A 26,900-nucleotide genomic window follows, 5' to 3' on the forward strand; every position below is an offset into this window, starting at 1 on the left:
CTTTCTCTGCGGGCTATCCCGCGTCGGTGTTCGAGGAGGCGGCTCTGGCCGCTTCTCGCGCGGATGCCGCGTCTGCGGCGGACAGTGCAGCCTCTGCCACGCGCCTGGCGTCGTCGAGAGTGTGCTGCAGCAGCGTCGCCCTCACGTCCGCGAGAGCGGTGGGGGCCATGGACAGGGTTGCGGCGCCGAGACCGACCAGCACGACCGCGAGGAGCGGATCGGCCGCGGCTTCGCCGCAGATCCCGACCGGCTTGCCGTTGGCCTTGCCGCCCAGAGCCGTCTCGTGGATGAGGCGCAGCACCGCCGGGTGCCACGGGTCCTGGAAGGCCGCGACGGAGCCGAGCAGGCGGTCGGCGGCGAACGTGTACTGGGTGAGGTCGTTCGTGCCGATCGAGGCGAAGTCGGCGATCGCGAGCACCTTGTCGGCCAGCAGCGCCGCCGCGGGGACCTCGACCATGACGCCGGCCGTCTTCACGCCGTACTCGCGCGCGAGCGTGGTGAAGTACTCGGTCTCCTCGACGGTGGAGATCATCGGCGCCATCACCCAGAGGTCGGCGTCGGTGGCTTTGTCGGCCTCGGCGAGCGCGGTGAGCTGCTCGCGCAGGATGTCCTCGCTGGCCCGGAGGGCGCGGATACCGCGCAGGCCGAGCGCAGGATTCTCCTCGTGCGCGTCGTTGAGGAACGCGAGGGGCTTGTCGGCGCCGGCGTCGAGCACCCGGACCACGACCTTCTTGCCGGGGAAGGCCTGGAGCAGCTCGGTGTACGCGGCCCGCTGCTGCTCGACCGTGGGGGCGTTGGCGGAGCTGAGGAAGAGGAACTCGGTGCGGAACAGGCCGACGCCCTCTGCGCCGAGCTCGACGGCCTGGGCCGCGCCCGCCGCGTTCCCGAGGTTCGCCAGCAGGGGCACCGGCGTGCCGTCGGCGAGGGCGCCCGGCGTGATCGGCGCAGACGTCGCCGCCGCGCGCGCCGCGGCCCGGTTCTCGGCTTGAGCGAGTTCGTCGGCGCTCGGCTGGGTCGTCACAACCCCCTTCGCCGCGTCCACAATCACGGTATCGCCGTCGGCGAGGCCGGCGGCGTCGGCGACGCCGACGATGGCCACGATCGACTTCTCTCGGGCGAGGATCGCCGTGTGCGAGGTGGGTCCGCCGTCGCTGGTCACCAGCGCCAGCACCTGGTCGAGGTTGAGCAGCGCCGTGTCGGCGGGGGCGAGGTCCTTCGCGACGAGCACGAACGGATGACCGGGGTCGGGGACGCCGGGTGCCGGTACGCCGCGCAGGTGCGCGATCACGCGCTGCGCGACGTCGTCGAGGTCGGCCGCGCGCTCGCCGAGGTAGCCGCCCATCGCGGTGAGCTGGTCGCGGAACGACGCGAACGCGTCGGCGACGGCCCACTCGCCCGTCTTCCCCTGCTTCACGCGGGTGTCGACGCCGTCGATGAGCGAGGGGTCCTCTGCCATCATCGCCTGCGCCTCGAGCACGTCGCGGGCCTTGCCGCCCGCCTGCGCGCCGCGCGCCTCCAGCTCGCGGGCGACCGCCGCGACTGCCTCGTGCACGCGGGCGAGCTCCTCGTCCGCGCCGATCTCGCTGGGCGCGTCGCTCGGCGCCGGCAGCGGCTCCGCCATCCGCGCCACCGCGCCCTGGGCTACTCCCAGACCGATTCCTACTCCTCGCAGTTCAGGCATCATCACTCCGCGTCATGGTCAGTGCTGAGCAGTTCGCTCAGCACATCCAACGTAGCCTCGGCACTGTCGCCGTCGGCGGTGAGTGTCACGTAGTCGCCCCGCTCGATCCCCAGCGCGATGACCCCGAGGATGCTCGCCGCGTTCACCGGAGCCCCGGCGTCCTTCGCGATCGTGACGGGGATGCCGGAATCCTTCGCGGCCTGCGCGAACAGCTTCGCGGGTCGCGCATGGAGCCCGTTCGCCGAGCCGATCCGCACGGTTCTGGTCACTGTCGGCATGGGGGATCCTTTCGTGGGGAGGGCATCATGGCGCGTCCCTCGTCGTCTGAGCGGCACCGTCTGCCACGGCGAGGGCGTCGCGGACGAGGGCCAGCGTCCGCGTGCCGTCGAGGTCGTCGAACACATCGGCGGGCAGCAGGACGACGGTCGTGCCCCTGGTCGAGGCCACCCGTTCGATGCGCTCCAGCGCATGCGACATGTGGGGGCCGACCAGCACGACGTCGGCGGCGTCCAGGTCGATCGGCAGCGACAGCTCCGTGCCGGCGAAGGCGGAGTAGGCCAGACCCTGATCGTGTGCGGCATGCCGGACGCGTTGAGCGACGAACGTGCTGGACGCTCCCGCTCCGCAGACCACCAGGATCCTCATCGACCCGCCTTCCTTCCGGCCCATTCTGGTGACCGGGGGAGCCCGCGGCAACCATCCCTCCTTCCGCCGGGGCGGAAGGCATCCGTGATTGACTGACAGAGTGACCCGCGCGCGGCAGGACCGGCTGCTCGGCCTCCTCCTGCGCGAGCCGGACTGGGCGACCGCCGCCGTGCTCGCCGACGCGATCGGCGTGACCCCGCGCAGCATCCGTTCGTACGTCACCGCCGTCAACGCCCGGATCCCGTCGGGTGCGGCGATCGAGTCCGGCCCGCAGGGATATCGGGCAGGCGCCGACGCCGCCGCCGCACTCAGGGCCGTCGAGGCGGGGACGCCCCGCGACCGGCTGCACACGCTGGTGCGGGCCCTGCTGGATGCCCCCGACGGCATCGACGTGTTCGAGACGGCCGAGCGCCTGCACGTCAGCCCGGCGACCCTCGACGCCGACCTCGCCAGGGTAAGGGGCCTCCTCGGCGGGACCGAGCTGACCCTGGAGCGCTCCGCAGCCCGCGCACGGCTGCGGGGCACCGAGGTCGCGCAGCGGAGGCTGCTCTCGCGCCTCGCGCACGACGAGATGGAGTCGGGGTCGTTCGATCTCGCCGCCCTGCGCCGCACGCTGGGCGCGGAGTCGGTCGGCGCGCAGGCGTTCGGCCCGTTCAAGAGCGACCTGGTCGCCGAGCTCGGCGCGCTCGGCTACTTCGTCAACGAGTTCGGCATCGGCGATGTGCTGATGCACATCGCGATCGCCGCCGACCGGGTCGCCCACGACCGGGCGCTCGAGCGCCCGGAGCGCGAGGCGCACGGCGCGCAGCAGCAGGTCGTGGAGATCATCGCCCGCCTCGGCGAGCGTCACCTCGACGTGCGCCTGGGCTCGGGCGACCTGCAGCATCTCGCGTCGCTCGTGCTGACCAGGGTGGTCGCGCCCGGGGCGGAGACATCGGCCGAGCAGACCCGCGCCGGACTCGATCCCGACGTGGAGCAGGCCGTCCGGGAGGTCGTCGCCCAGGCGGCGTCGGCGTTCCTCGTCGACATCGCCCACGAGGACTTCATCGTGCGCCTCGCCCTGCACGTGCAGAACCTGCGCGAGCGCGCCCGCGAGCAGGCGTGGTCGCGCAACCCGCTGACCCGGTCGCTGAAATCCGCGTACCCGATGATCTTCGAGGTCGCCGTCTCGATCGCGAGCGGCCTGCACACGCGTCTGGGCATCCCCCTGCTGGACGACGAGATCGCGTACATCGCGATGCACGTCGGCGGACGGCTCGAGCGCAGCCGGCGCTCCGACCACCTGCTCACCGCGACCATCGTGTGCCCCGGGTACTACGAGCTGCACGAGCTGCTGCGCTCGAGCGTGGACCGCTCGCTCGGCCAGGCCATCGAGGTCGTCGGCGTCGAGACGCGCGTCGACCCCGAATGGGCGGCGATCGACACCGACCTGGTGCTGACCACGATCGAACCGGGCGTTCCGGGCGACCGCTTCGTGCGCATCCAGCCGTTCCTCACCGACGCAGACATCGAGCATGTGCAGGCTGCCGCAGGCCGTCTGCGACGGACGCGGCGGCTCGGGCGGCTGCGTGCAGAGCTCGAGCGCTACTTCTCCGCGGACGCCTTCGTGCACGGCTGGAGCTCCGACGCGGACGAGGAAGGGGTGATCCGCAGCCTCGGATCCCTGCTCGTGCGCCAGGGCGTGATCGACGAGGACTACGTCGAGCGCACGATCCAGCGCGAGCAGCTGTCGTCCACCGCCTTCACCGACGCGCTCGCGGTCCCGCACGCGCTCGGCATGACGGCCACCCGCACCTCGATCGCCATCGGCATCGCGGACCCCTCGATCCCGTGGGGCGAGGGGCGGGTGCAGGTCGTCGCGATGGTCGCCTTTTCCGAGACCGACCGTGAGGCGTTCCAGACTGTGTTCGAGCAGTTCGTCGAGGTGTTCAGCGAACGGGAGAGTGTGCAGCGGATCGTGCGCAGGGCGACCGACTTCGCCGGTTTCCTCGACGAGCTCGTCGCCGTCATCGACGGCTGAGCCTCAGGCGAAGCGCTCCAGCCGGGCTTCCAGGCCGCGCCGCACGGTCGGCCACTCGTGCGGCAGGATCGAGAAGACGACGGTGTCGCGCAGCGAGCCGTCCGGCCCGATCCGCTGGTTCCGCAGGATGCCGTCCTGCTTCGCGCCGAGCCGCTCGATCGCGGCGCGCGACTGGCGGTTGTGGAAGTGCGTGCGCAACTCCACCGCGATCGCGTCGCAGGCCTCGAACGCGTGCGCGAGCAGCAGCAGCTTCGCAGCCGGGTTGACCGCCGTGCCCTGGGCATCGCGGGCGATCCACGTGTAGCCGACCTCGACGTGCCGGTTGGGCTGGTCGATGTCGCAGAAGGTGGTCATGCCCACCGCCCGGCCGGTGTCCAGCCGGCGCACCGCGAACGGGTTCATCCAGCCGGACGCGCTCAGCTCGAGCCGCCGACCGATCTCCGCCTCCACCTCGTCCGGTCGGGGCACGGAGGTGTACCAGGCCGACTCCAGGCCCTCGGCGGCGACGGCGAGGTCGGCGGCGTGATCGAGGGCGAGCGGCTCCAGCCGGACGAAGGAGTTCTCGAGGGTGAGGGGCGTCGCGAGCTGCACGTCACGAGCCTAGGGGAGCAGCATCCGTCCTCAGTCCTCGTCCGGGTGCATCGCCGCCTCCACGACCGCGGCGCGCTCGCGTGGATCGGCCGGCGCCTGGGCGGCTGCGCGCGCGGCGGCGATCGCCCTGCGCCCGGCCGGCAGCCACACCGCCGCGCCCACCACCCCGAAGGTGAGCACCCCGGCGGCTACCAGCAGCACCTCGATCGGCACGACATCGGCGAGCGGGCCGAACACGACCATGCCGAGCGGCATCGCCACCGCCATCACGATGCCGACGAAGCCGAACACCCGGCCCTGGCGCTCCGGTTCGACGGTCTCCTGCAGGAGCGTCATCGACGAGGTCGAGAAGAAGGGCACCGCGAGCCCGATCAGGAACATGAAGCCGAAGAACACCCAGATGTTCGGAGACAGCCCCATGCCGATCGACAGTCCGCCGAAGACGAGGGAGGACGTGACGATGAGTCCGATCCTGCTGCGGTTCGCGAACAGCGACGCGACCAGGATGCCGCCCAGCATCATGCCGATGCTGAACGAGATCTCCAGCACCGCGAGGTTGATGACGTTCTGCTCCTCGCCCGCGTCGAAGGAGCGGACCGCCATGAGCGGGGTGAGGTTGGACGGCGCGACGGTCAGCACGAAGATGATCGCGAACAGCCCGAGCAGCCACCGCACGAACGCGTGCCCTGTGACGTAGCGGACGCCGTCGACGAGGTCGGCGAAGTAGCCGGTCTCGACGTCGCCGGCACGCCGCACCGCGGCCACGGGGATCAGCAGCAGCAGCCCGATCCCGACGGCGGCGGTCACCACGTCGATGAAGAAGATCGGAACGAGTGCGGCCGTCGCCGAAGGGAATCCAGCCGACGCCCATGCGTAGATCGCGCCCGCCGCCGCCGGCGCGAGCAGCGCCATCGCGGACTGGATCGACCCGTTGATGCCGTTGACGCGGATCAGGGCGCGCACGGGCACGATCTGCGGGAGCAGGGCGGCGACCGCGGGCATCTGGATCCCCGCGCCGGCGGACCGGATCGCGAGGGCGAGGAACAGCACCCACACGGCATCGACGCCGCTCAGCATGGTCAGCGCCAGGGCGAGCGTCGTCATCGCGATGGCGGCGTCGGCGGCGATGACGAGGAGCTTGCGATTGTGCCGGTCGGCCCAGACGCCGCCGAAGACCGAGATCACCGCCTGCGGCAGGAAGCCGAACAGCGCCGCCAGCATCATGATGACGCCGGACTGGTAGGTGATCGTCAGGTACCAGAAGACCGCGTACTGCACGAGCATCGAGCCCAGCAGGCTCACCGTCTGCCCGCCCAGGAACAGCACGGCGTTGCGCAGCCAGTGCGGCGGATCGGCCTTCTCGGCGGGTGCGGCGTCGGCCACGGTCACCCCAGGGCGTCGAGCAGTGCGCGCGCGCCGTCGGCGGTCGCGGCGAGTCGCGCGTCCGCGTCGGCCGATGAGTCGCCGCGCACGTCGATGTAGAGCTTGAGCTTCGGCTCGGTGCCGCTGGGACGCACGATCAGGCGCGAGCCGTCGGTGAGCCAGATGCGCACGACGTCGCCGGAGGGCAGGTCGCCGCCGCCGGCCAGCAGGTCGTCCACTCGATCCACGGCGACATCGCCGATCGACGTGGGATGCTGTGCGCGCAGCGCCGCCATGATGTCCGAGATCTGCGACACGTCCTCGACGCGCACCGAGATCTGGTCGCTCGCGAAGTGGCCGAACGTCGCACCGAGCTCGTCGAGCAGATCGGCGACGGTGGCCCCGCGCCCGCGCGCCTCTGCGGCCATCCCGAGCATCGCGATCGCGGCCGAGATGCCGTCCTTGTCGCGCACCGTCGCAGGGTTGACGAGATAGCCGAGTGCCTCCTCGAAGCCGAACACGATGCCGGGCGCGCGCGAGATCCATTTGAACCCGGTGAGGGTGGCGCGGAAGTCGAGCCCGTAGTGGGCGGCGATCTCGGCGAGTCCCGGCGAGGAGACGAGCGAGCACGCGAGGCTGCGTCCGTCGACCTCGCCCCGCTCTGCGGCCTCCCGCGCGGCGCGCCACCCGAGCAGCAGCCCGATCTGGTTGCCGGTGAGGCGGCGCCAGCCGCCGTCGGCGGCCTGGTCGGGGATCGCGACGGCCAGCCGGTCGGCGTCCGGGTCGTTGGCGATGATGAGGTCGGCTCCCGCGTCACGTGCGGCCTCGAAGGCCAGGTCCATCGCCCCCGGCTCCTCGGGGTTCGGGAACGCGACGGTGGGGAAGGCGCCGTCCGGGTCGATCTGGGCCGTCACCGGGATCGGCGCGGGGTAGCCGGCAGCATCCACGATCCGCGAGAACGTCTCCCAGCCCACCCCGTGCATCGCGGTGTACACCCAGCTCAGCCCCTCGGCCGAGGCCGGGGCGGGAGCGACGGCGGCGGTCGCCGCGACGTACGCGTCGACCACGGACTCGCCCGCCACTTCGTACCCGACCGAACGCGGCAGGCGGGTGACGTCGTGCTCGTCGGCGACGCGCTGGATGTGCGCCGCGATCTCCGCGTCGGCGGGCGAGACGATCTGCGAACCCTCGTCGGCGCCCCCGAGGTACACCTTGTAGCCGTTGTCATCCGGCGGATTGTGGCTGGCCGTAACCATGACGCCGGCATCCGCCCCGAACTCGCGCACCGCGAACGCCAGGACCGGGGTGGGCAGCAGCCGGGGGAGTAGGATCGCGCGCAGCCCCGCGCCGGCGAAGAGCTCGGCCGAGTCCCGCGCGAACACGTCGGAGTTGCGGCGGCCGTCGTAGCCGACGACGACCGTCGGCACGTCGTCGCCCGCGCGCTCGAGCAGATAGGCCGCGAAGCCGGCCGCCGCCTGCGCCACCAGCACCCGGTTCATCCGGTTGCTGCCCGCACCGAGGCGCCCGCGCAGCCCTGCCGTGCCGAAGGCGAGCCGCCCGGCGAAGCGGTCGTCCAGGTCGGCCGCGGCCGCGGAGTCGCCGTCGTCGGCTGCCGCGAGCAGCTCTTCGAGCTCGCTCCGGGTGACCGGATCCGGGTCCTGCGCGAGCCAGGCGCGGGCCTGCTCGGCCGCGGTGCTCATCAGAGGGCCCCGATCACGCGCGCCAACAGCGACGAGATCACCGGCTCCGCCTCACGGCCGGCCTCGATCACCTCCTGGTGGCTGAGCGGGGTGGTCTGGATCCCGGCGGCCATGTTCGTGATGAGCGAGAAGCCCAGCACCTCCATCCCCGCCTGCCGTGCGGCGATCGCCTCGAGCGCGGTGGACATGCCGACGATGTGACCGCCGATCGCCTTCGCCATACGCACCTCGGCCGGCGTCTCGTACTGGGGACCGGTGAACTGGCAGTACACGCCCTCGTCGAGGCTCGGGTCGATCGTGCGGGCCAGGTCGCGCAGCCGGAGGGCGTACAGGTCGGTGAGGTCGATGAACGTGGCACCCTCGAGCGGCGTGGAGCCGGTGAGGTTGATGTGGTCGCTGATCAGGACCGGAGTGCCGGGCTTCCAGGTCGGCTTGATGCCGCCGGCGCCGTTGGTGAGCACCATGGTCCGCGCACCCGTGGCCGCCGCCGTGCGCACGCTGTGCACGACGCGACGCGGTCCGTGGCCCTCGTAGAAGTGCGTGCGGGCGCCGATGACGAGCACGTTGCGGCCCCGCGGCGTGCGGACGCTGCGGAGCGTGCCGACGTGGCCCTCGAGGGCCGGCTTGCTGAAGCCGGTGACCTCGGTGGCGGGGATGGTCGCGGTCGTCTCGCCGATGAGCTCGGCCGCCTTGCCCCATCCGCTGCCGAGGGTGAGGGCGATGTCGTGGCGCTCGACGCCGGTGATCCTGGCGATGTCGTCCGCTGCCTGAGCAGCGATCTCGAACGGGTCGGCGTCGGCGGAATCGAGAGGGTTGTCTGACATGCCCCCCACTCTAGGGTTCGTCGGGCGGCGCGCGGCAGGGGACAATGGAGGCATGACCGCGAGCTTCGAGAGCACCCAGAGTGTCGCCATCCTCGGCGGCGGACCCGGAGGCTACGAGGCCGCGCTCGCCGCGGCGCAGCTCGGCGCGGAGGTCACGCTCGTCGAGCGCGCGGGGGTCGGCGGCTCCGCCGTCATCACCGACGTGGTCCCCTCGAAGTCGCTGATCGCGACGGCCGACGCAGCAGTCGCGATCGCCGGTGCGAGCGATCTGGGCGTGCAGCTGTTCGCCAAGGGCGCCGCGGGGACACCGCTGAAGCCCCAGATCGCGATCAACCTCTCGGCGGTCAACCGGCGTCTGCTCGCGCTCGCGCGGCAGCAGTCCGACGACATGCGCAGCGCACTCGTCGACGCGGGCGTGCGCATCATCGCCGGGCAGGGCCGGCTCGAGGGCCGCAACGCGGTCGTCGTGTCCACCGAGAGCGGCGGCACCGACTTCGACCGCATCGAGGCCGACACCCTGGTGGTGTCCGTCGGCGCATCCCCGCGTGAGCTGCCCGAGGCGAAGCCCGACGGCGAGCGGATCCTCACCTGGACGCAGCTCTACGACATGCGCTCGCTCCCCGAGCACCTCATCGTGGTCGGATCCGGCGTCACCGGCGCCGAGTTCGCCGGGGCGTACATGAACCTCGGCGCCAAGGTCACGCTCGTCTCCAGCCGCGACCGGGTGCTGCCAGGCGAGGACCGCGACGCGGCCGCCGTGCTCGAGAAGGTGTTCAAGCGCGGAGGCATGACGGTGCTCTCGAAGTCGCGGGCCGACCGCGTCGAGCGCAACGGCGACGGCGTCACCGTCCACCTCGCCGACGGGCGCGTGGTCGAGGGCAGCCACTGCCTCATGGCGGTGGGCTCCATCCCCAACACGCACGGCATCGGCCTCGAGGAGGCGGGCGTGCAGATGTCGACGTCCGGTCACATCCAGGTCAACCGCGTCGCCCGCACGTCCGTCCCGAACATCTACGCCGCCGGCGACTGCACGACCTTCGTGCCGCTGGCATCGGTCGCGTCCATGCAGGGGCGCATCGCGATCTTCCACGCGCTCGGCGACACCGTGATCCCGCTCGAGCGGCGCCGGATCACGTCGAACATCTTCACCGCGCCGGAGATCGCCACGGTCGGCTGGTCGGAGAGCGATGTCGAGGCGGGTCTCGTCGACGGCGTCGTGCACAAGCTCCCGATCGCGGCGAACCCCCGCGCGAAGATGATGGGCACGAAGGACGGCTTCGTGAAGATCATCGCCCGCAAGGGCAGCGGCAGCGTCATGGGCGGGGTGATCGTGGCCCCGCGGGCCTCCGAGCTCATCTACCCGATCGCGATCGCCGTGGAGCGCCGGCTCACGGTCGACCAGGTCTCGCGGGTGTTCGCGGTGTACCCCTCGCTCACGGGCAGCATCACCGACGCGACCCGCGCGATGCACAGTGTCGACCGGAGCGCCGAGGGCGGCGAGTGATCAGGGATGCTGCGGCCGCGGCATCCTGATCAGTCCTCCGGGTCGAGCTCGATCATGAACGCGCCGGGCTCGCCGCGGCTGTCGAGCATGACGGTGATGCCGTCGTCGGAGATCACGGGGTAGTTCGCGACGGTGTCGCAGGTCTGCACGATCGACCTGTTGTCGTCGAGGGGGTCGCTGTCCGAGCCGATGCTCACCCAGATCCGGGTCGCGCCGGCGCAGCGGATGCGCGCCATGTGCGGCCCTGAGCGGGTCGTGCCGTCGGTGAAGAACGTGGGACTGGTGTCGCCGGGAGGGCCGAAGCTGCCCGCCATCCTGGTGCCCCCCGCCCCGATGCTCGCCAGCTCCTCGGTGTAGTAGCCCGCCCACGGGTCGTCCTGCCGCACCTCTCCGAGCAGGGTCGCGATGAACGCCGCCGGCGCTCCGGGCCGGCTCGCCGTCACGCTGATCATCTCGACATCCCAGAACAGGTCGGAGTACATGATCGTCTCGACGACTCCGGAGCAGACGACATTGGCGTCCTCGCTCTCGGGAACGCCGCCCTGCGTCAGGGTCAGATCGAACGTCATGGTTCCGCCGCCGAAGCAGCGCAGCTCGGCCGCGTAGACGTGCACGGGTGTCTCGAACTCGATCGCCTGGCTCACCGAGGCGGCCGGCGAGCTGTATCCGGCGACCGTCCCCACAGCCGCAGGGCGCTCGGCCGACTCGCTCATCGCCGCGTCGAGCCAGCGTGCACGGCCGACGTCGCCTCCGGTCGGGACGACGCCGCACCCGGCAAGCACGGCGCTCAGCGCGCCGGCGAGCGCGATGGCGGCGATGCTGCGACGGTGCATGCGCCCACACTAAGCCCGCGCGTCACCGTGCGGGCAGCACCTCGACGAGGTACGCGCCCTCTTCTCCGTGCGGGTCGAGCATGACCGACAGATCACCCGACGCGTGGATCGGATAGCGACCCACCTCATCGCACGACTGCCGTTCGCCGCCGCCCTCCTCGACGGTGATCGAGGAGCCGTCTGCCAGCGTGACCCAGACGGTCGGTGCGCCCGCGCAGGTAACCTCGACGACGTACTCGCCCTCGCCCGGCACGACTGCCGACACGTATGCGCCCCAGACCAGACCGGGCGGTCCGAAGCTCCCCCACATCGATGACACCGAGTCCGGCGACGTCTCGGCACCCGAGAAGTGGTCGACCCACGTGTCGGGGGGCACCACCCCGCCGCGGACGCCGGCGACATACGCGACCGGACGACCGTGACGCTCGATGGTCAGGGTGAGCGGCCCGTGGACGTGGGTCGGCCCGAAGACGAGGTCGGCGGGGCTGCCGTCGCACGTCACCGGTCGCATCTCGCGGGTGTCCTCGTCGCCCGGACTGCCGTAGCCGAAAGCGGCGATCCCCCCTCCGAAGCACTGCACCTCGACGGAGTCGATCCGCACGAGCTCGGCGTTCGGCACCAGATCCGTCTCGTGCGTGAGCGGCGTCGTGCGGCCCGACGCGACCCCGAGCAGGTCGTTCGCGTCGTCGTAGGCCGCCTGGGCGCGGGCCAGCCATCGCTGGCGCGACACGTCGCCGCCGGTCGGCGAGGGCGCGCACGACGCCAGTGCCGCCAGGAGAGCGCCTGCGCACGCGAGCGCGAGGATGCGGTGCCGCACGTCCCCGCCCCGCTCAGGCATTACGAGATGGTGAGGAGCTGGTGCCCTGCCGACACGGTGCTGCCCGCGGCGGCGTTGATCGCGCCGATGACGCCGTCCTTGTGCGCCTGGATGGGCTGCTCCATCTTCATCGCCTCGAGCACGACGACCAGATCGCCCTTGACGACCTGCTGGCCGTCCTCGACGGCGACCTTGACGATGGTGGCCTGCATCGGCGCCTTGACGGCGTCGCCTGATGCTCCCGCCGAGACGGCGGTGGCGTGCGAGCGACGCGAGGGCGGCACCGCCGCAGGGCGCCCTGCGGCGGACGGGGCGCTCACGATGCGGTCGGGCAGGCTGACCTCGAGGCGCTTGCCTCCGACTTCGACGACCACGGTGTGGCGCGGGTCCGCGGGCTTCGCGTCGCCGATCTCGCCGTCCCACGGCGGGATGTCGTTCACGAACTCCGTCTCGATCCAGCGCGTGTACACACCGAAGACGCCGTCCTCGGCGGTGAAGGCCGGGTCGCGGACCACCTTGCGGTGGAAGGGCAGCACGGTCGGCAGCCCGGCGACCTCGAACTCGTCGAGCGCGCGGCGCGCGCGCTCGAGTGCTTCGTCGCGATCGCGCCCGGTGATGATGATCTTGCCGAGGAGCGAGTCGAATGCGCCGCTGACCTCGTCGCCCGCGGTCACACCGGAGTCGAGCCGGATGCCGGGGCCGCCGAAGGTCTTGAACACGTGGATCGGGCCCGGCTGGGGGAGGAACCCGCGGCCGGGATCCTCGCCGTTGACGCGGAACTCGATGGAGTGGCCGACGGGCTCTGGGTCCGCGTAGTCGAGGGTGCCGCCCACCGCGAGGCGGAACTGCTCGCGGACGAGGTCGATGCCGGTGACCTCCTCGGAGACCGGGTGCTCGACCTGGAGGCGGGTGTTCACCTCGAGGAACGAGATGGTGCCGTCCGCGCCGATCAGGAACTCGCACGTGCCGGCGCCGACGTAGCCGACCTCCGCGAGGATCGCCTTGGACGCCGCATAGAGCGTGGCGTTCTGCTCGTCGCTGAGGAACGGCGCCGGCGCCTCCTCCACGAGCTTCTGGTGGCGGCGCTGGAGCGAGCAGTCGCGCGTGGAGACGACGACGACGGTGCCGGTCGCGTCGGCGAGGCACTGGGTCTCGACGTGGCGCGGCTTGTCGAGGTACTTCTCGACGAAGCACTCGCCGCGGCCGAAGGCGGCGACCGCCTCACGGGTGGCGGACTCGAACGCCTCCGGCACCTCGGCGAGCTCGCGGGCGACCTTGAGGCCACGCCCGCCGCCGCCGTAGGCGGCCTTGATCGCGATGGGCAGACCGAACTCCTCGGCGAAGGCGATGACCTCGTCGGCTCCGGAGACAGGGCCGGGTGTGCCGGGTGCGAGCGGGGCACCGACCTTCTCGGCGACGTGCCGTGCGGTCACCTTGTCGCCGAGCGCCTCGATGGCCTCGGGCGACGGGCCGATCCAGACCAGGCCGGCCGCGATGACGGCGCGGGCGAAGTCGGCGTTCTCGGCGAGGAAGCCATAGCCGGGGTGAACGGCGTCCGCCCCGGAGCGCCGCGCGACCGACAGGATCTTCTCGATGGAGAGATAGGTGTCGGCGCTGGTCGAGCCGTCGAGGGCGTACGCCTCGTCGGCGAGACGGGCGTGGAGGGCATCGCGATCCTGGTCGGCGTAGACGGCGACCGACGACTTGCCGGCGTCGCGCGCCGCCCGGATGACGCGGACGGCGATCTCGCCGCGGTTCGCGATGAGGACCTTGGCGATCTGAGGCATGGATGCCAGCCTACCCAGGGCAGTGGGCACCCTTTTGACCGGTCCGCACAAGAAACCGCCGAAATCGTGTGGGGGAGTCTACGACTGGTTCCACAGACTCGGCCACGCGACGCCGAGCTCGCGCACGAGCACCCGAAGCGTCGACAGCGACATCCCGACGACGGTCGAGGGTTCGCCCTCCACGCGCGTGATGAACGGCCCGCCGAGACTGTCGATCGTGAAGGCGCCGGCCACGTGCAGCGGCTCACCCGACGCCACGTACGCCGCGACCTCCTCGTCGTCGACGTCGGCCGCGAACGTGACGGATGCGGCCGCCACCGCGTGCGCCTCGGCCGCGTCTGCGCCGGGGCGGAGCCGGTAGATGCTATGGCCGGAGTGCAGCACACCCGTGCGGCCGCGCATCGCGCGCCAGCGCGCCGTGGCCACCTCGGCGGTGTGGGGCTTGCCGAGCACCTTGCCGTCGATCTCGAACATCGAGTCGCCCCCGATGACGAGTCCGTCGAAGCCCGGCTCCTCCGCAGCCACCCTCGCCGCGACGTCCGCGGCCTTGCGCCGTGCGAGCAGCAGCACGTGCTCCTCCGGGCTGAGCGTGCGGCCCTCGGCGGACTCGACGGCGGCGATCACGGCGTCCTCGTCGACGTCCGGTGCGAGCGTCTCCGGATCGATCCCCGCCTGCCGCAGGAGCATGAGCCGGGCGGGCGAGGTCGAGGCGAGCAGCACGCGCATCCCCACAGCGTACGGGTGCGCATCGTGCGGGTGTGGGAAGCTCGGAGGGTGAACCCCGGAGACATCATCGACCTGGAGCTCACCGGCGTCGCCCACGGCGGCGTCTTCGTCGGCCGCCACGAGGGCAGGGTCGTGTTCGTGCCCGACGTGCTGCCGGGCGAGCGGGCCAGGGTGCGGCTCACCGACACGGCCAAGTCGTCGTTCTGGCGCGGCGAGGCGCTCGAGGTGCTCGACGCGTCGCCGCATCGCCGCGCGCACGTCTGGCGCCAGGCCGACATCGACGTGCCGCCCGAGCACCGCCCCGGTGGCGCGGACTTCGGGCACATCGACCTCGCGCACCAGCGCGACCTCAAGCTCGAGGTGCTGCGCGACGCGCTGGCCCGCATCGGGCGGCTCGACGTGCCGGCGACGATCGGCCCCGCGCTGCCCGTGGTCTCCCCGTCCGGCGAGGTGCTCGCCGATGAGAGCGCCGACGGCACCGGCTGGCGCACGCGCGTCAGCCTGCACGTCGACGCGGACGGCGCCATCGGCCCGTTCGCCGCCCGCAGCCACCGCGTCATCGCCGTCGACGAGCTGCCACTGGCCACGCCGGAGGTGGCCCGTGCCGGTCTCGGCGCGCGCATCGCGAAGCCGGGTCGCATCGACCTCGTCCAGCCGGCCGACGGCAGGGTGCGGGTGATCCCGCGCCCCGAGACGACCCGCGGTGCGCGTCGCCCGCCCGCGCCGGCCGAGGCCCGCGAGACGGTGATCGAACGCGTCGGCGGTCGCGACTTCCGCGTCGACGCCGGTGGCTTCTGGCAGGTGCACCGCCTCGCTGCGCACGCCCTCACGACACTCGTGACCGACGCGCTGCGCGACACCACGATCGATCAGGACGCCGCCCACCTCGACCTCTACGGCGGCGTCGGGCTCTTCGCCGCCACCCTCGCCGAGCTCGGCGCGACCAGGATCGTCAGCGTCGAGTCCGACCCGCGTGCCACCGAGCACGCGGGGGAGAACCTGGCGGAGTGGGTCGGCGCGCGCGCCGAGACCGGCCGCGTCGACCGCTGGCTGACGGGGCTCGCGGCCACCGCATCCGCCGCGGAGCGCGAGCGGCTGACGCGCGGCGTCGTGCTGCTGGATCCGCCGCGAGCCGGCGCCGGCCGTGAGGTCGTCGAGCGCATCGCCGGTCTCGCCCCCGCGGCCGTCGTCTACGTCGCCTGCGATCCGGTGGCCCTCGCGCGCGACCTCGCGACCTTCCGCACGCTGGGCTACGAGACCCCCCGCGTGCAGGCCCTCGACCTCTTCCCGCACTCGCACCACGTCGAGTCCGTCGCCGTGCTCACACCAGCCTCGCTAGCCTGATGCCATGACCCGGGTTGCCCTCATCGACGACCACGAGTCCGTGCGCCTGGGGCTCACGGCCGCCTGCCTGCGGGCGGGCTCGGCCGAGGTCGTCTTCTCCGGCAGCTCGGTCGGCGAGTACCTGGACTGGCGCGTGTTCAGCAAGTCGCCGCCCGCTGACGTCGTCGTGCTCGATCTCACCCTCGGCGACGGGACGACGGTCACCGAGAACGTGCACAACCTCGTGCGCGACGGGTCCAGCGTCATCATCCACAGCGTGGCCGATCGGCCGGCCGCCGTGCGCGAGGCGCTCGCCGCCGGTGCCGCGGGCGTCGTCAGCAAGTCGTCGCCGATCGACGACGTCATCGCCGCGGTGCGCACGGTGGCCGCAGGCGAAGTGCTCAACAACGTCGAGTGGGCGAGCGCCGTCGAGGGCGATCGCGCCTTCGCCGACGCGCAGCTGTCGACCCGCGAGCGCGAGGTCCTCCGGCTGTACGCGGCGGGGCTTCCGCTGAAGGTGGTGGCCGAGCGCCTCGGCGTGGCGTACTCCACCGCCAAGGAGAACATCACCCGCGTACGCGTGAAGTACGTCGAGGTGGGCCGCCCCGCGCCCACCAAGGTCGACCTGCTGCGCCGCGCGATGGAGGACGGCATCCTCGCCGAGCCCGAGGCCGGAGGCGCGGGTGTCCAGGAGCGCTGAGGCGCAGGCGGCCGCGGCCGCCGGATCCGCGGCCGCCGCTGACGCCGCTGATGCCGCGGCGCTCGACGACGCCTGGGGGCACATCCCGCACATCCGCGGCGCATCGACCGCACTCGGCTCGTTCACCCGCCGTCGCATCGAGCGCGTGATCACCCTCGCGGTGGGTCTGGGCAGCCTCGTGCTCGGCACGCAGGCGTTCGTGGCGGCCCTCGGCCCGAGCGAGGAGCTCGACGGCTGGCACCTGCCGCTGATGCTCATCGTGTTCGTGCCGCTGGCGCTGATGCTGCTCGCGTGCGCCGTCGGGCGGCTCGTCGCGCTCGCCGCGGGCGTCTTCGCGATCGCCTACCCGATCGCCCTCATGCTGTGGCCGCTCGCCACCGCAGGGACCGTGGCCGACCCCGCCAGCCAGCCGTGGATCTGGTACCTCGTCAACATCGCCACCGTCGCCGGCGTCCTGGCGTTCCCCGTGCACCTGCAGATCGTGTGGACGGTCTTCGTGCCCGTGCTCTACGGGGTCGTGCGGCTCATCCAGGGCGGCTTCGCCCGCGACTTCTGGGTCACCGTGCTGCTGGACGTCTCGTTCGCCCTGATCCTCGGCGGCATGCTGCTGATGCTCGGCTGGATGTTCCGCTCCGTGGCGGCCGGTGTCGACGCGGCCCGCGGGCGCGCGGTGGAGTCGTTCGCCGCCGCGGCCGCCGCGGACGCGGCCGAGCAGGAGCGCGTCGCGGTCGCCGCGCTCATGCACGACAGCGTGCTGGCCGCCCTCATCGCCGCCGAGCGCGCCCAGAGCCCACGCCAGCGGGCCCTCGCCGCCGGCATGGCACAGGAGGCACTCACCCGACTCGCGAACACCGAGCGGGGCGCCGAGGAGGGCAGCGACGCGGCGACGGACGCCGCCGCCATCGCCGACGGCATCGAGCACACCGCCGAGGAGCTGGGCGTGCCGCTGACCGTGGAGCGCAGCATCCCTCCGAAGGTGGAGGGCATCCCCGGACGCGTGGCGCGCGCCCTCGTCCTGGCGGCCGCGCAGGCCGTGGCCAATGCCGTGCAGCACGCGGACGGCGCCGGCCTCACGGTCTCGGTGCAGGGCGGTGTCGCTCCGGTGCGGGTGCGCATCGAGATCGCCGACACCGGCGGCGGGTTCGTCCTGGAGGATGTGCCGGAGGATCGGCTGGGCATCCGGGCGTCGGTGATCGCCCGCGTCGCGGCCGTCGGCGGCACGACCCGCATCCGCTCGAACGCCGACGGCACGCACGTGCTGCTGTCGTGGCGGGAGGTGGACTCGTGATCAGCGTCCGGCGCATCCTCGTCGTGCTGGGGGTGGCGTTCACCGCGTACCTGGCCGCGCGCGGGCTGTGGTGGACCGCGCCCGTGAACAATCCGACGGTCGTCATCGTGACGCTCTGCCTCTACCTGTTCACCACGTGGCTGTGCATCTGGTGGGATCCAGGCCCCGCGCACGGTCCGCGCGGTCCGGGCGCGCTGCCCGTCTGGGCGTGCGTGCTCGCCCTGGCCAACGCGGTGATCGTGCCGAGCGCGATCGCCGTCGGGGTGGGCGCCGCCTCGCGCACCGCCGGGTTCGCCACCTGGTACCTCGGCGGCATCGGCGCGCTGATGACCATCGTGATGGTGCGCCGCCGGCCCTGGGTGGCGTGGGCGGGTATCGTCGCGCTGGCGATCGCGTCGATGGCGTGGCTCGGCATCGTGTCGGCGCTCGCCCTCGGACTCGTCGGCTCCGCCGTCTGGGTGGCCGTCGCGCAGGTGCTGATGCTCTCCATGGACCGGGCCGCGAGCGACACCGCCCGGCTCGCCCAGCTGCAGCGTGCCGCGTCGGCGTGGCAGGCGGCGCAGACCGTCCGGCAGCGCGAACGGCGGGTGCAGGTGCAGCGCGCGCTCGCCGTGGCCGGCCCTGTGCTCAGCCGGACCGTCGCCGCCGGCGGGCGCCTGAGCGACGAGGACCGGGCGGAGGCGCGGCTCGCCGAAGGCAGCCTGCGCGACGAGCTGCGCGGAGCGCGGCTCCTCGACGACGAGGTGCGCGCGGAGCTCGAGCGCGCCCGCCGCCGCGGCGCCCACGTCACGATGCTCGACGAGGGCGGGCTGGAGCACCTCGACGACGCCGCGCTGGCCGTCGTCCGCGGCGAGCTCGCCGAGACGCTGCGGGAGGCGCAGTCGGAGCGACTGTTCATCCGCACCTCCCCGCACGCGTCGGTGGCCGTCACGGTGGTGGGCCGTTCCGGCGCGGGCCAGGCGCTGTCCGACGAGGATGCCGTCGACCTCTGGCGCGAGATCGAGCACCCCGCGCAGGACTGATCCCTCCGCGCGCTCCCCGCCCCGGAGGGGGAGGGGTGATTCGGGGCGGGGAGCGGAGGTGAGATGAGAAGAGGCGAGGGGCGGCGGATACCGCCTGCCCCTCGCCTGCGAACGGTTACCCGAAAACCGTTCGCGGTGGCCGAACCTGGAACGTCGTCCTTGGGGGAGACGACAGGCCAGCCGAACGCAGAAGCGTTCCAGCAGATCCAGTATCCGCCGGGCGCAAGAGGTGTGTCTGTAGGTATTTCGGGGGACACGACCGGCCGGGCGTCAGCCGCTGAACCGACCCCAGCCGATGTCCCTGCGCAGCGGCGCGCGCAGCGCCCTGCTGGTGCGCATCCACGCGGAGGTCGTCGGCTGCTCGTCCGCGACGGCATCGGCGGACTCGCGCGCGTAGTGCTCGGTCACGACGGCGATCAGCGCGCCGAGCTCCTCGGCGGTCGGAGCGCCACGGCGCACCTCCGCCGACACCGGCAGGTCCCCCGCATCCTGCGCCGTCACAGCGGGATGTTCCCGTGCTTCTTGGGCGGCAGGCTCGCGCGCTTGCCGCGCAGCGCCCGCAGCGCCTTGGCGATGGACACCCGGGTCTGGGCGGGCTCGATGATGCCGTCCAGCTCACCGCGCTCGGCGGCCAGGAACGGCGAGGCGACGTTGTAGGTGTACTCGTTGGCGAGCTTGGTGCGCACGGCTGCGACGTCCTCGCCGGCCTCCGCCGCGCGCTTCAGCTCGCCGCGGTAGAGGATGTTGACGGCGCCCTGGCCGCCCATGACCGCGATCTCCGCGGTCGGCCAGGCGAGGTTGATGTCGGCACCCAGCTGCTTGGAGCCCATCACGATGTACGCCCCGCCGTAGGCCTTGCGCAGGATCACGGTCACGAGGGGCACGGTCGCCTCCGCGTAGGCGTAGAGCAGCTTGGCGCCACGGCGGATGACGCCCGTCCACTCCTGGTCGGTGCCCGGCAGGTATCCGGGCACGTCGACGAGGGTGACGATGGGCACCGAGAACGCGTCGCAGAACCGCACGAAGCGGCTCGCCTTCTCGCCCGCGTCGATGTTGAGCGTGCCGGCCATCTGCGAGGGCTGGTTGGCGATGATGCCGACCGTGCGCCCCTCGATGCGGCCGAAGCCGATCACGATGTTCGGCGCGAACAGCGGCTGCACCTCGAGGAAGTCCTCAGCGTCCACGATGTGGCGGATCACCTGGTGGATGTCGTACGGCTGGTTCGGCGAGTCGGGGATGATCGTGTTGAGGGAGCGGTCAGCATCCGTCGTCTCGAACTCGAAGCCGGTCTCGTACACCGGCAGCTCGGCCATGTTGTTGTCGGGCAGGAATCCGACGAGCGTGCGCACGTAGTCGATCGCGTCGTCCTCGTCCTCGGCGAGGTAGTGCGCGACGCCGGAGCGGGTGTTGTGCGTGTGCGCGCCGCCGAGCTCCTCCATGCCGACGTCCTCGCCGGTCACGGTCTTGATGACGTCCGGGCCGGTGACGAACATCTGGCTGGTCTTGTCGACCATGATCACGAAGTCGGTGAGGGCGGGGGAGTACACCGCGCCGCCCGCGGCCGGGCCCATGATGATCGAGATCTGCGGGATGACACCGGAGGCGCGAGTGTTCAGGCGGAAGATCTCGCCGTACTTGCCGAGCGCGACGACGCCCTCCTGGATGCGGGCGCCGCCGGAGTCGAGGATGCCGATGATCGGGATGCCGCTGCGGAGCGCGAACTCCATGACCTTGATGATCTTCTCGCCGGCGACCTCGCCGAGCGATCCGCCGAAGGTGGTGAAGTCCTGCGAGTACACCGCGACGGTGCGGCCGTGGATGGTGCCGATGCCGGTGACGACCGAGTCGCCGTAGGGGCGCGCGCGGTCCATCCCGAACGCGGTCGTGCGGTGGCGGACGTACTCGTCCAACTCGACGAAGCTGCCCTTGTCGACGAGCAGCTCGATGCGCTCGCGGGCGGTCAGCTTGCCCTTCGCGGACTGCTTGCCGTGCGAGACGGCCTCGGCGTCGACGACCGCCTCCTGGTAGCGCGCGCGGAGGTCGGCGATCTTGCCGGCGGTCGTGAAGAGGTCGGGCTGATCGGTCACGCGTTCCACCCTAGCGGCGGGCTTCCGCCAGCGGTTGGAGGGTTCGCACAAGGGCTTCGGCTGTTCTGTGTGCTGTCGTTCCAGCATCCGGTCCGCCCGGGCGGGAGGGACCTCGCGCTTCGTGAGGAGAATCTGCAGTGTGAGGATGCTGGGCCGCCCCGATCTCCTCGGATCGCCGATTATCCTCACGACGTCAAGAGGCGATACGGCCGTGCCCGCCGCAGGGGGCGGGGTTGGACGTGCAGACCCTGGGCGATCGCCGCAAGGATCTCCGCCTCCACCCGCGGCCACTCGTTGACAACCTGGTGGTAGTCGAACCGGAACACGGTGTAGCCGAGGGCCCGGAGCGTCCGATCGTGCGCGATGTCCTGCCGCCGCTGTGCGGCGTCCGAGTGGAACGCGAAGCCGTCGGTCTGCACGACCAGCCACGAGCCGATCAATGCGTCGACGTCGTGCCCCGCGATGGCCACCTGCTGGAGCACCGGGATGCCGGCGCGCCGCACCCGGTAGACGAATCGGGTTTCGACGCCGGAGTCAGAGGTCGCGCGGGCCTCGTCCCGCAGTTGCCTGGCGCGGTCACCGCGCCACCTCGTCGCGACCAGTCGGTCTCGCGTCACGAGCTTCCGATTCAGCAGCGACTCCCACACCGCGAGGGCGTCGTCGTGGCCGAGGCAGGTTGCGGTCACCGCGAGCACGTTCTCGACGCGGTCGACGAGCCGGCGCCGCGGCAGCGGGACCGGTCCGACCGACCGGTGCACGTGGGCCCCGCGCGCGGTGATCCCGGAGTGTGGATCGAGCGCAAGGTGCAGGGTTGAATCATCTCCGGGCCGCCAGCCGCCCCAGAGCTCCACCGCCGAAACGCAGGTGAGGATGCCGCCGCTCCCGGCCGCGGTGCGCAGGAGGGGTGGCGCCGACGGGGCCAGCACCCACATCCGCCGCACGATCTCCAGTCCCTCAGCGCTCACCGCGGCGCGGATCGCATCGGGGCGCCATCCCTGATCCCGCAGGTCGTGGCGGTGGATATAGCCGCCCGTGAGCAGGGGTCGGATTCTGCGCGAAGCCATGGGGGCATGCTGGAGTCCCCGCGGTCATAGTGCGTGCGGCATCCGGCGGGTCGTGGACGGCCGAGCTCGCAGTCGCGTCTGGGGAGGACTCGCGGGCCGCGCTCTCGCCCGGGCTTCGTGAGTACTTTCGGCGGGGCGCGGATGCGGGGGCGCCCGGTTCCCCTCGATTCGCCGATTCTCCTCACGACGGGGGGCGCGGGGCGAGCGGGCAGACGACAGGGGTCGAGGGCAGGGGCTTCCGCAACCACGGGACGACCGCACGCGAGGGGCCCGCGGCTAGGGTGGAGGGCATGGACGGATATCCACGGGCGGCGGCCCTGAGCCCGCGACTGCAGGTGATCGACTCGACCGGCTCGACCAACGCCGACCTCGTGGCCGCGGTCTCCCACGACCCTGGCGCGCATCCGCACCTGTCAGTGATGCTGACCCACGACCAGCGCTCCGGCCGCGGTCGGCTCGACCGGTCGTGGACGGCCCCGCCGGGCACCGCGCTCGCCGTGTCGGTGCTCGTGCGCGTCGGCGACCTGCCCGTATCCGCCCGAGGGTGGATCCCGCTCATCGCCGGCGGTGCCATGGTCCGTGCCGTGCGCGATCAGCTGCGCGGCACCGGCCACTCGGCCGAGCTGAAGTGGCCGAACGACGTGCTCCTCGACGGCGGGAAGCTCTGCGGCATCCTCGCGGAGGTGGTGCCGAAGCATCCGGAAGCCGTCGTCATCGGCGCGGGCATCAACACCACGATGAGCCCCGCCGACCTGCCCGTCGCGACAGCCACGTCGTTCGCGGCCATCGGCGTGACCGTCGACGAGGACCGCCTGCTCGCGGACTGGCTCACCGGTCTCTCCGGTCAGCTCGCCGCACTGGCCGATGCCGGCGGGGATGCCGGAGCCTCCGGTGTCCTCGAGGACGTGTCCGCGCTGTGCGCGACCGTCGGCGGCGCTGTCCGGGTGTCGCTGCCGGACGGGTCGACGCTCGAAGGCACCGCCGTGCGGATCGATGCGGAGGGGCGGCTCGTCGTCGCGGCCCCGGAGGAGATCCCGGTCTCCGCGGGCGACGTCGTGCACGTGCGCTGATCGGCGCGGCACGCGTTCGACGCCTGGCCGACCGCCCACAATGGACGCATGAGCCAGCCGCCGACCGTGGGTGGGCGCCCCCTGACGCCGGCCTTCGGCGTACCGACCCCTGAGCTGCGGGTCGCGCGGTTCCGCGGTCACGCGCGACGGCTCCTGTGGAGCGCGCTCGTGCTCATCGCCGTCGCCGGGGCGACGGGCTACCTCTACGGCAACCTCCCCGATCCGTTCGAGGACTGGATGCTGCTGGCCGCCGCCGGGGCGGTCGTGCTGCTGCTGGTGGTGCTGCCGTTCCTCGCCTGGTGGGCGCACACCTACACGATCACCACCCGCCGGGTCATCGAGCGCAGCGGATGGTTCGGAGCGCACCGCCGCGAGCTCAGCCACGTGCGCGGGTACACGATCCAGGTGCGCCGCGGCCCGCTCCAGCGGCTGTGGCGGGCCGGCACCCTCACGCTCGCGAACGGGGTGGATGAGCCGATCCGGATGCGCAACATCCCGAGCGTCCTGCTCGTGCACGAGGCCCTCGTCGACCAGATCGAGGTCAACCAGATCCTCGCCCACCGCGACGCGCAGCTGCTTCCGCCGCCGCTGCCCTGACGCCTCGCACCGCACGGCACACGCGTGCGGCCGGCGTGCGCGAAGATGGAGGCGAGGGAAGGAGCGGCATGGCGCTGCGAGTCGGAGTCGTCGGTGGAGGCCAGCTGGCCCGCATGATGATCGCCCCTGCCGTGGAGCTCGGCGTCGAGCTGAGCGTGCTGGCGGAGGAGGCCGGGATGGCCGCATCCCTCGCCGCGACGGCGGTGGGAGACTACCGCGACGCCGAGGCCGTGCTGGCGTTCGCCCGCGCGGTCGACGTCGTGACGTTCGACCACGAGCACGTGCCGCAGCCGGTGCTGCGCGCGCTCGTCGATGCCGGCGTCGCCGTGCACCCCGGGCCGGACGCGCTCCAGTTCGCACAGGACAAGCTCGTCATGCGCGCGCGCCTCGCCGAGCTCGGGATGCCGCAGCCGGACTGGGCGGCGGTGTCGGACGCGGATCAGCTGCAGGCATTCCTCGACGACCACGGCGGCCGCGCCGTCGTGAAGACACCGCGCGGCGGCTACGACGGCAAGGGCGTGCGCGTGGTCTCGGCCGCGACCGAGGCGGCGGACTGGTTCGCGGCGCTCGCCGAGGACGCCAACGGCGGAGCCCTCCTGGTCGAGGAGCTCGTCGACTTCACGCGGGAGCTGGCACAGCAGGTCGCCCGCCGCCCGAGCGGCGAGGTGCTGGCCTACCCCGTGGTCGAGACGGTGCAGCGCGACGGCGTCTGCGCCGAGGTGGTCGCTCCGGCCCCGCACGCCGGCGACCGGCTGGTCGCTGTCGCGGCGGACATCGGCGTGAGCATCGCGGAGGGGCTCGGCGTCACCGGGATGCTGGCGGTCGAGCTGTTCGAGACCACCGACGACCGGCTGCTCGTGAACGAGCTCGCGATGCGCCCGCACAACAGCGGGCACTGGTCGCAGGACGGTGCAGTGACCGGCCAGTTCGAGCAGCATCTGCGGGCCGTGCTGGATCTGCCGCTGGGCGACACCACCCCGCGCGCAGCCTGGTCCGTGATGGTCAACATCCTCGGCGGCCCGTCAGCGGACACCCTGGATGCGCGATTCGCCGCGGTGATGGCCGCCCATCCCGACGCCAAGGTCCACACCTACGGCAAGGCTCCGCGACCCGGCCGCAAGGTGGGGCACGTGAACGTCGTCGGCGACGAGCTCGACGACGTGATGTACCAGGCCAGGGCCGCAGCATCCCACTTCGCCGACTGAGCGCAGCGAGCCGCCCCGCCCGCGACGACCGCCCGCGGTGGCGTGCCGTTGCGGGCAACTTCCAGGCTGGCACCCTAGCCTGGGTGGGTGACTCGGCCGCTGCATTCCTCTGACGCGCCGCTGGTCGGCGTCGTGATGGGCTCGGACTCCGACTGGCGCGTGATGAGCGATGCCTCGCAGGCGCTCAGCGACCTCGGCATCGCCCACGAGGTCGAGGTCGTCTCAGCCCACCGGACCCCCGACAAGCTCATGCAGTACGGGCGGTCGGCGCGGACCCGCGGCCTGCGCGCGATCATCGCCGGCGCCGGCGGCGCCGCGCACCTGCCTGGCATGCTCGCCTCGGTCACCGCGGTGCCGGTCATCGGCGTGCCCGTGCAGCTCGCGACCCTCGACGGACTGGACTCGCTGCTGAGCATCGTGCAGATGCCCGCGGGCATCCCGGTGGCGACGGTCTCGATCAACGGCGCGAAGAACGCCGGCCTGCTGGCCGCCCGGATCCTCGGCACCTCCGACGACGCCATCGCCGACGCGATCGAGCAGTACGCCGCCGACCTGGAGGCCCAGGTCGAGGAGAAGAACCGCCGGCTCAAGGAATCGCTGTGACGGTCGCCGCGCCTCCGCGAGCGACGCAGGCGCGCGCCCCGAGACCGACGCTCATCGAGCAGCGCCCGATGCGCAACCCGGACCTGTCGTCGCGTGAGGTGATGACCCGGCGCGGCTGGTGGCTCGTCGCCCTGAACTTCCTGATCCCCGGCAGCGCACAGGCCGTCGCGGGCGGCCGCCGCCTCGCGAGGATCGGCCTCGGCGCCACTCTGGTGATGTGGGCGCTGGTCGTGCTGGCCGCCGTCGGCGCGCTGCTCTCGCGCCAGCTGCTGGTCACCCTCGCCACCAACTGGTTCGTGCTGCTGATCGCGCAGGGCCTGCTGCTCGCCTACGCGGTCCTCTGGGTCGTGCTCACGATCGACACCCTGCGGCTGGTTCGCCTCGTCCGCACGGGCGGCCTCGCGCGGTTCGGTATCGCCCTCGTCGCGGTCGTGCTGATGGTGTTCTCCAGCGGGGGCGCCGCCTACGCGGCCGGCGTCGCCGGCAGTGCGCGCGACACCATCGCGACGATCTTCGGCCAGAGCGGCCCGAGCGTGCCGCCGTCCGACGGGTACTACAACATCCTCCTGCTCGGCGCGGACAGCGCGAAGGGCCGCGACCACATGCTCTTCGACAGCATCTCGGTCGTCTCGGTCAACGCGGAGACGGGCGCGACGACCATCACCGGCATCCCGCGCGACACGCGCAACGTGCCGTTCTCCGCCGGCCCGATGCAGGACATGTACCCCGATGGGCACGCGGGTCATTCGGACGCCTTCTGCGGCTGGGACAACAAGATCAACCAGCTCAACACCGAGGTCGGGCAGTGCCTCGACGGCGACGCCATGTACCCCGACGCGGCCGACAACGGATCGACCCCCGGCATCGAGGCGACCAAGGATGCCGCAGAGGGCGTCCTCGGCATCGAGATCCCCTATTACGTCTTCATCGACATGGACGGCTTCGCGGCGCTCATCGACGCGCTCGGCGGCGTCGACATGAAGGTCAGCGAGCGGCTCCCCACCGGCGCGATCCACCAGAACAGCGACGGCAGCCTGTCCGGCGTGACCGGCTGGATCGAGAAGGGCACGCAGCACATGGACGGCGACACCGCCCAGTGGTACGCCCGATCCCGGTACACGACCAGCGACTGGGACCGCATGAAGCGTCAGCGGCAGCTGCAGGTGGCGATCCTCGATCAGTTCACGCCGGCGAACGTGCTGACCCGATTCCAGAGCGTCGCCGCCGCGGGCGCGGAGATCGTCAACACCGACATCCCGCAGTCGCTCCTCCCGTACCTCTCGGACCTCGCGATCAAGGCGAAGGAGCAGAAGGTCACCACGATCGAGCTGACCCTCGAGAGTGTGGGCGGCATCGGCGTCGACCCGGACAACCCCGACTTCGCGTTCATCCAGCAGTACCTCAACGAGACGCTGCATCCGCCGACCGCGAGCCCGTCGCCGGAAGGCTGA

The 26,900-nt window shown here is 72.1% G+C and carries 25 protein-coding genes; 11 read left to right on the top strand and 14 right to left on the bottom strand.

Annotation, left to right across the window (positions count from 1 at the left end):
* Positions 1-13: 13 nt before the first annotated feature.
* The 3 genes from ptsP to Microterr_RS03315 are packed head-to-tail and all read right to left on the bottom strand — an operon-like array spanning position 14 to position 2,326.
* Positions 14-1,681, bottom strand: coding sequence for a phosphoenolpyruvate--protein phosphotransferase (gene ptsP, locus Microterr_RS03305; RefSeq protein ID WP_263796153.1), 1,668 nt, complete (start codon positions 1,679-1,681; stop codon positions 14-16).
* A gap of 2 nt (positions 1,682-1,683) precedes the next feature.
* A complete protein-coding gene (locus tag Microterr_RS03310; RefSeq protein WP_263796152.1) occupies positions 1,684-1,959 on the bottom strand; it encodes an HPr family phosphocarrier protein in 276 nt (91 codons plus the stop codon).
* 25 nt (positions 1,960-1,984) lie between these two features.
* Entirely contained in the window at positions 1,985-2,326 is a 342-nt protein-coding gene (locus tag Microterr_RS03315; protein WP_263796151.1) for a PTS sugar transporter subunit IIB, read from the bottom strand.
* Between the two features lie 100 nt (positions 2,327-2,426).
* Between Microterr_RS03315 and Microterr_RS03320 the strand changes: the two genes are divergently transcribed.
* The gene (locus Microterr_RS03320; RefSeq protein WP_263796149.1) at positions 2,427-4,346 is read left to right on the top strand and encodes a BglG family transcription antiterminator; all 1,920 of its coding nucleotides are present in this window, start codon (positions 2,427-2,429) and stop codon (positions 4,344-4,346) included.
* A 3-nt stretch (positions 4,347-4,349) separates the two neighbouring features.
* Here the strand turns inward: Microterr_RS03320 and Microterr_RS03325 are convergent, their stop codons facing one another.
* Genes Microterr_RS03325 through Microterr_RS03340 form a run of 4 tightly spaced genes read right to left on the bottom strand, consistent with a single transcriptional unit; the run spans position 4,350 to position 8,823 of the window.
* Complete coding sequence (locus tag Microterr_RS03325) at positions 4,350-4,937, bottom strand: GNAT family N-acetyltransferase (protein WP_263796148.1); 588 nt, start codon at positions 4,935-4,937, stop codon at positions 4,350-4,352.
* Positions 4,938-4,967: 30 nt separating this feature from the next.
* On the bottom strand, positions 4,968-6,326 hold the full coding sequence (locus tag Microterr_RS03330; protein ID WP_263796147.1) for an MFS transporter: 1,359 nt from the start codon (positions 6,324-6,326) through the stop codon (positions 4,968-4,970).
* Positions 6,323-7,999, bottom strand: a complete 1,677-nt coding sequence (locus Microterr_RS03335; RefSeq protein WP_263796146.1) for a phospho-sugar mutase — start codon at positions 7,997-7,999, stop codon at positions 6,323-6,325. The genes Microterr_RS03330 and Microterr_RS03335 overlap by 4 nt, the downstream gene beginning before the upstream one ends.
* Positions 7,999-8,823, bottom strand: a complete 825-nt coding sequence (locus Microterr_RS03340; protein WP_263796145.1) for a purine-nucleoside phosphorylase — start codon at positions 8,821-8,823, stop codon at positions 7,999-8,001. The genes Microterr_RS03335 and Microterr_RS03340 overlap by 1 nt, the downstream gene beginning before the upstream one ends.
* 52 nt (positions 8,824-8,875) lie before the next feature.
* Between Microterr_RS03340 and Microterr_RS03345 the strand changes: the two genes are divergently transcribed.
* Entirely contained in the window at positions 8,876-10,327 is a 1,452-nt protein-coding gene (locus Microterr_RS03345; RefSeq protein ID WP_263796144.1) for an NAD(P)H-quinone dehydrogenase, read from the top strand.
* Between the two features lie 29 nt (positions 10,328-10,356).
* On the opposite strand, the gene Microterr_RS03350 is transcribed toward Microterr_RS03345, so the two are convergent.
* The 4 genes from Microterr_RS03350 to Microterr_RS03365 form a co-directional block, all read right to left on the bottom strand.
* Positions 10,357-11,160 (bottom strand): hypothetical protein, encoded by an 804-nt coding sequence (locus Microterr_RS03350; protein ID WP_263796143.1) that lies wholly within the window; start codon positions 11,158-11,160, stop codon positions 10,357-10,359.
* 22 nt (positions 11,161-11,182) lie between these two features.
* Positions 11,183-11,998, bottom strand: coding sequence for a hypothetical protein (locus Microterr_RS03355; protein WP_263796142.1), 816 nt, complete (start codon positions 11,996-11,998; stop codon positions 11,183-11,185).
* Positions 11,998-13,764, bottom strand: coding sequence for an acetyl/propionyl/methylcrotonyl-CoA carboxylase subunit alpha (locus Microterr_RS03360; protein ID WP_263796140.1), 1,767 nt, complete (start codon positions 13,762-13,764; stop codon positions 11,998-12,000). The genes Microterr_RS03355 and Microterr_RS03360 overlap by 1 nt, the downstream gene beginning before the upstream one ends.
* Positions 13,765-13,842: 78 nt before the next feature.
* On the bottom strand, positions 13,843-14,490 hold the full coding sequence (locus Microterr_RS03365) for a Maf family protein (protein WP_263796139.1): 648 nt from the start codon (positions 14,488-14,490) through the stop codon (positions 13,843-13,845).
* Positions 14,491-14,538: 48 nt separating this feature from the next.
* Between Microterr_RS03365 and Microterr_RS03370 the strand changes: the two genes are divergently transcribed.
* From Microterr_RS03370 to Microterr_RS03385, 4 genes are read left to right on the top strand one after another with little or no spacing between them, the layout of a single operon-like run.
* A complete protein-coding gene (locus Microterr_RS03370; protein WP_263796138.1) occupies positions 14,539-15,834 on the top strand; it encodes a class I SAM-dependent RNA methyltransferase in 1,296 nt (431 codons plus the stop codon).
* A 4-nt stretch (positions 15,835-15,838) separates the two neighbouring features.
* A complete protein-coding gene (locus tag Microterr_RS03375; RefSeq protein WP_263796137.1) occupies positions 15,839-16,513 on the top strand; it encodes a response regulator transcription factor in 675 nt (224 codons plus the stop codon).
* A complete protein-coding gene (locus Microterr_RS03380) occupies positions 16,497-17,801 on the top strand; it encodes an ATP-binding protein (RefSeq protein WP_263796136.1) in 1,305 nt (434 codons plus the stop codon). The genes Microterr_RS03375 and Microterr_RS03380 overlap by 17 nt, the downstream gene beginning before the upstream one ends.
* Positions 17,798-18,823, top strand: a complete 1,026-nt coding sequence (locus Microterr_RS03385; protein WP_263796135.1) for a hypothetical protein — start codon at positions 17,798-17,800, stop codon at positions 18,821-18,823. The genes Microterr_RS03380 and Microterr_RS03385 overlap by 4 nt, the downstream gene beginning before the upstream one ends.
* Positions 18,824-19,093: 270 nt before the next feature.
* On the opposite strand, the gene Microterr_RS03390 is transcribed toward Microterr_RS03385, so the two are convergent.
* The 3 genes from Microterr_RS03390 to Microterr_RS03400 form a co-directional block, all read right to left on the bottom strand.
* Positions 19,094-19,324 (bottom strand): acyl-CoA carboxylase subunit epsilon, encoded by a 231-nt coding sequence (locus Microterr_RS03390; RefSeq protein WP_263796134.1) that lies wholly within the window; start codon positions 19,322-19,324, stop codon positions 19,094-19,096.
* The gene (locus Microterr_RS03395) at positions 19,321-20,910 is read right to left on the bottom strand and encodes an acyl-CoA carboxylase subunit beta (protein WP_404810168.1); all 1,590 of its coding nucleotides are present in this window, start codon (positions 20,908-20,910) and stop codon (positions 19,321-19,323) included. Before Microterr_RS03395 ends, Microterr_RS03390 begins: the two co-directional genes overlap by 4 nt.
* A gap of 185 nt (positions 20,911-21,095) precedes the next feature.
* Entirely contained in the window at positions 21,096-21,974 is an 879-nt protein-coding gene (locus Microterr_RS03400; protein WP_263796132.1) for an endonuclease domain-containing protein, read from the bottom strand.
* Positions 21,975-22,264: 290 nt separating this feature from the next.
* Here Microterr_RS03400 and Microterr_RS03405 point away from each other — a divergent pair, with 290 nt between their 5' ends.
* The 5 genes from Microterr_RS03405 to Microterr_RS03425 all read left to right on the top strand — a co-directional run bounded on the left by Microterr_RS03405 (position 22,265) and on the right by Microterr_RS03425 (position 26,900).
* Complete coding sequence (locus Microterr_RS03405) at positions 22,265-23,044, top strand: biotin--[acetyl-CoA-carboxylase] ligase (RefSeq protein WP_263796131.1); 780 nt, start codon at positions 22,265-22,267, stop codon at positions 23,042-23,044.
* Between the two features lie 48 nt (positions 23,045-23,092).
* Positions 23,093-23,641 (top strand): PH domain-containing protein, encoded by a 549-nt coding sequence (locus tag Microterr_RS03410; RefSeq protein WP_263796130.1) that lies wholly within the window; start codon positions 23,093-23,095, stop codon positions 23,639-23,641.
* 68 nt (positions 23,642-23,709) lie between these two features.
* Entirely contained in the window at positions 23,710-24,846 is a 1,137-nt protein-coding gene (locus Microterr_RS03415; protein WP_263796129.1) for a 5-(carboxyamino)imidazole ribonucleotide synthase, read from the top strand.
* A 135-nt stretch (positions 24,847-24,981) separates the two neighbouring features.
* Complete coding sequence (gene purE / locus Microterr_RS03420) at positions 24,982-25,449, top strand: 5-(carboxyamino)imidazole ribonucleotide mutase (protein WP_263798841.1); 468 nt, start codon at positions 24,982-24,984, stop codon at positions 25,447-25,449.
* The gene (locus Microterr_RS03425; protein ID WP_263796128.1) at positions 25,446-26,900 is read left to right on the top strand and encodes an LCP family protein; all 1,455 of its coding nucleotides are present in this window, start codon (positions 25,446-25,448) and stop codon (positions 26,898-26,900) included. The genes purE and Microterr_RS03425 overlap by 4 nt, the downstream gene beginning before the upstream one ends.

The sequence above is a fragment of the Microbacterium terricola genome (assembly GCF_027943945.1).
In the GTDB taxonomy this organism is placed as follows: Bacteria; Actinomycetota; Actinomycetes; order Actinomycetales; family Microbacteriaceae; genus Microbacterium; species Microbacterium terricola.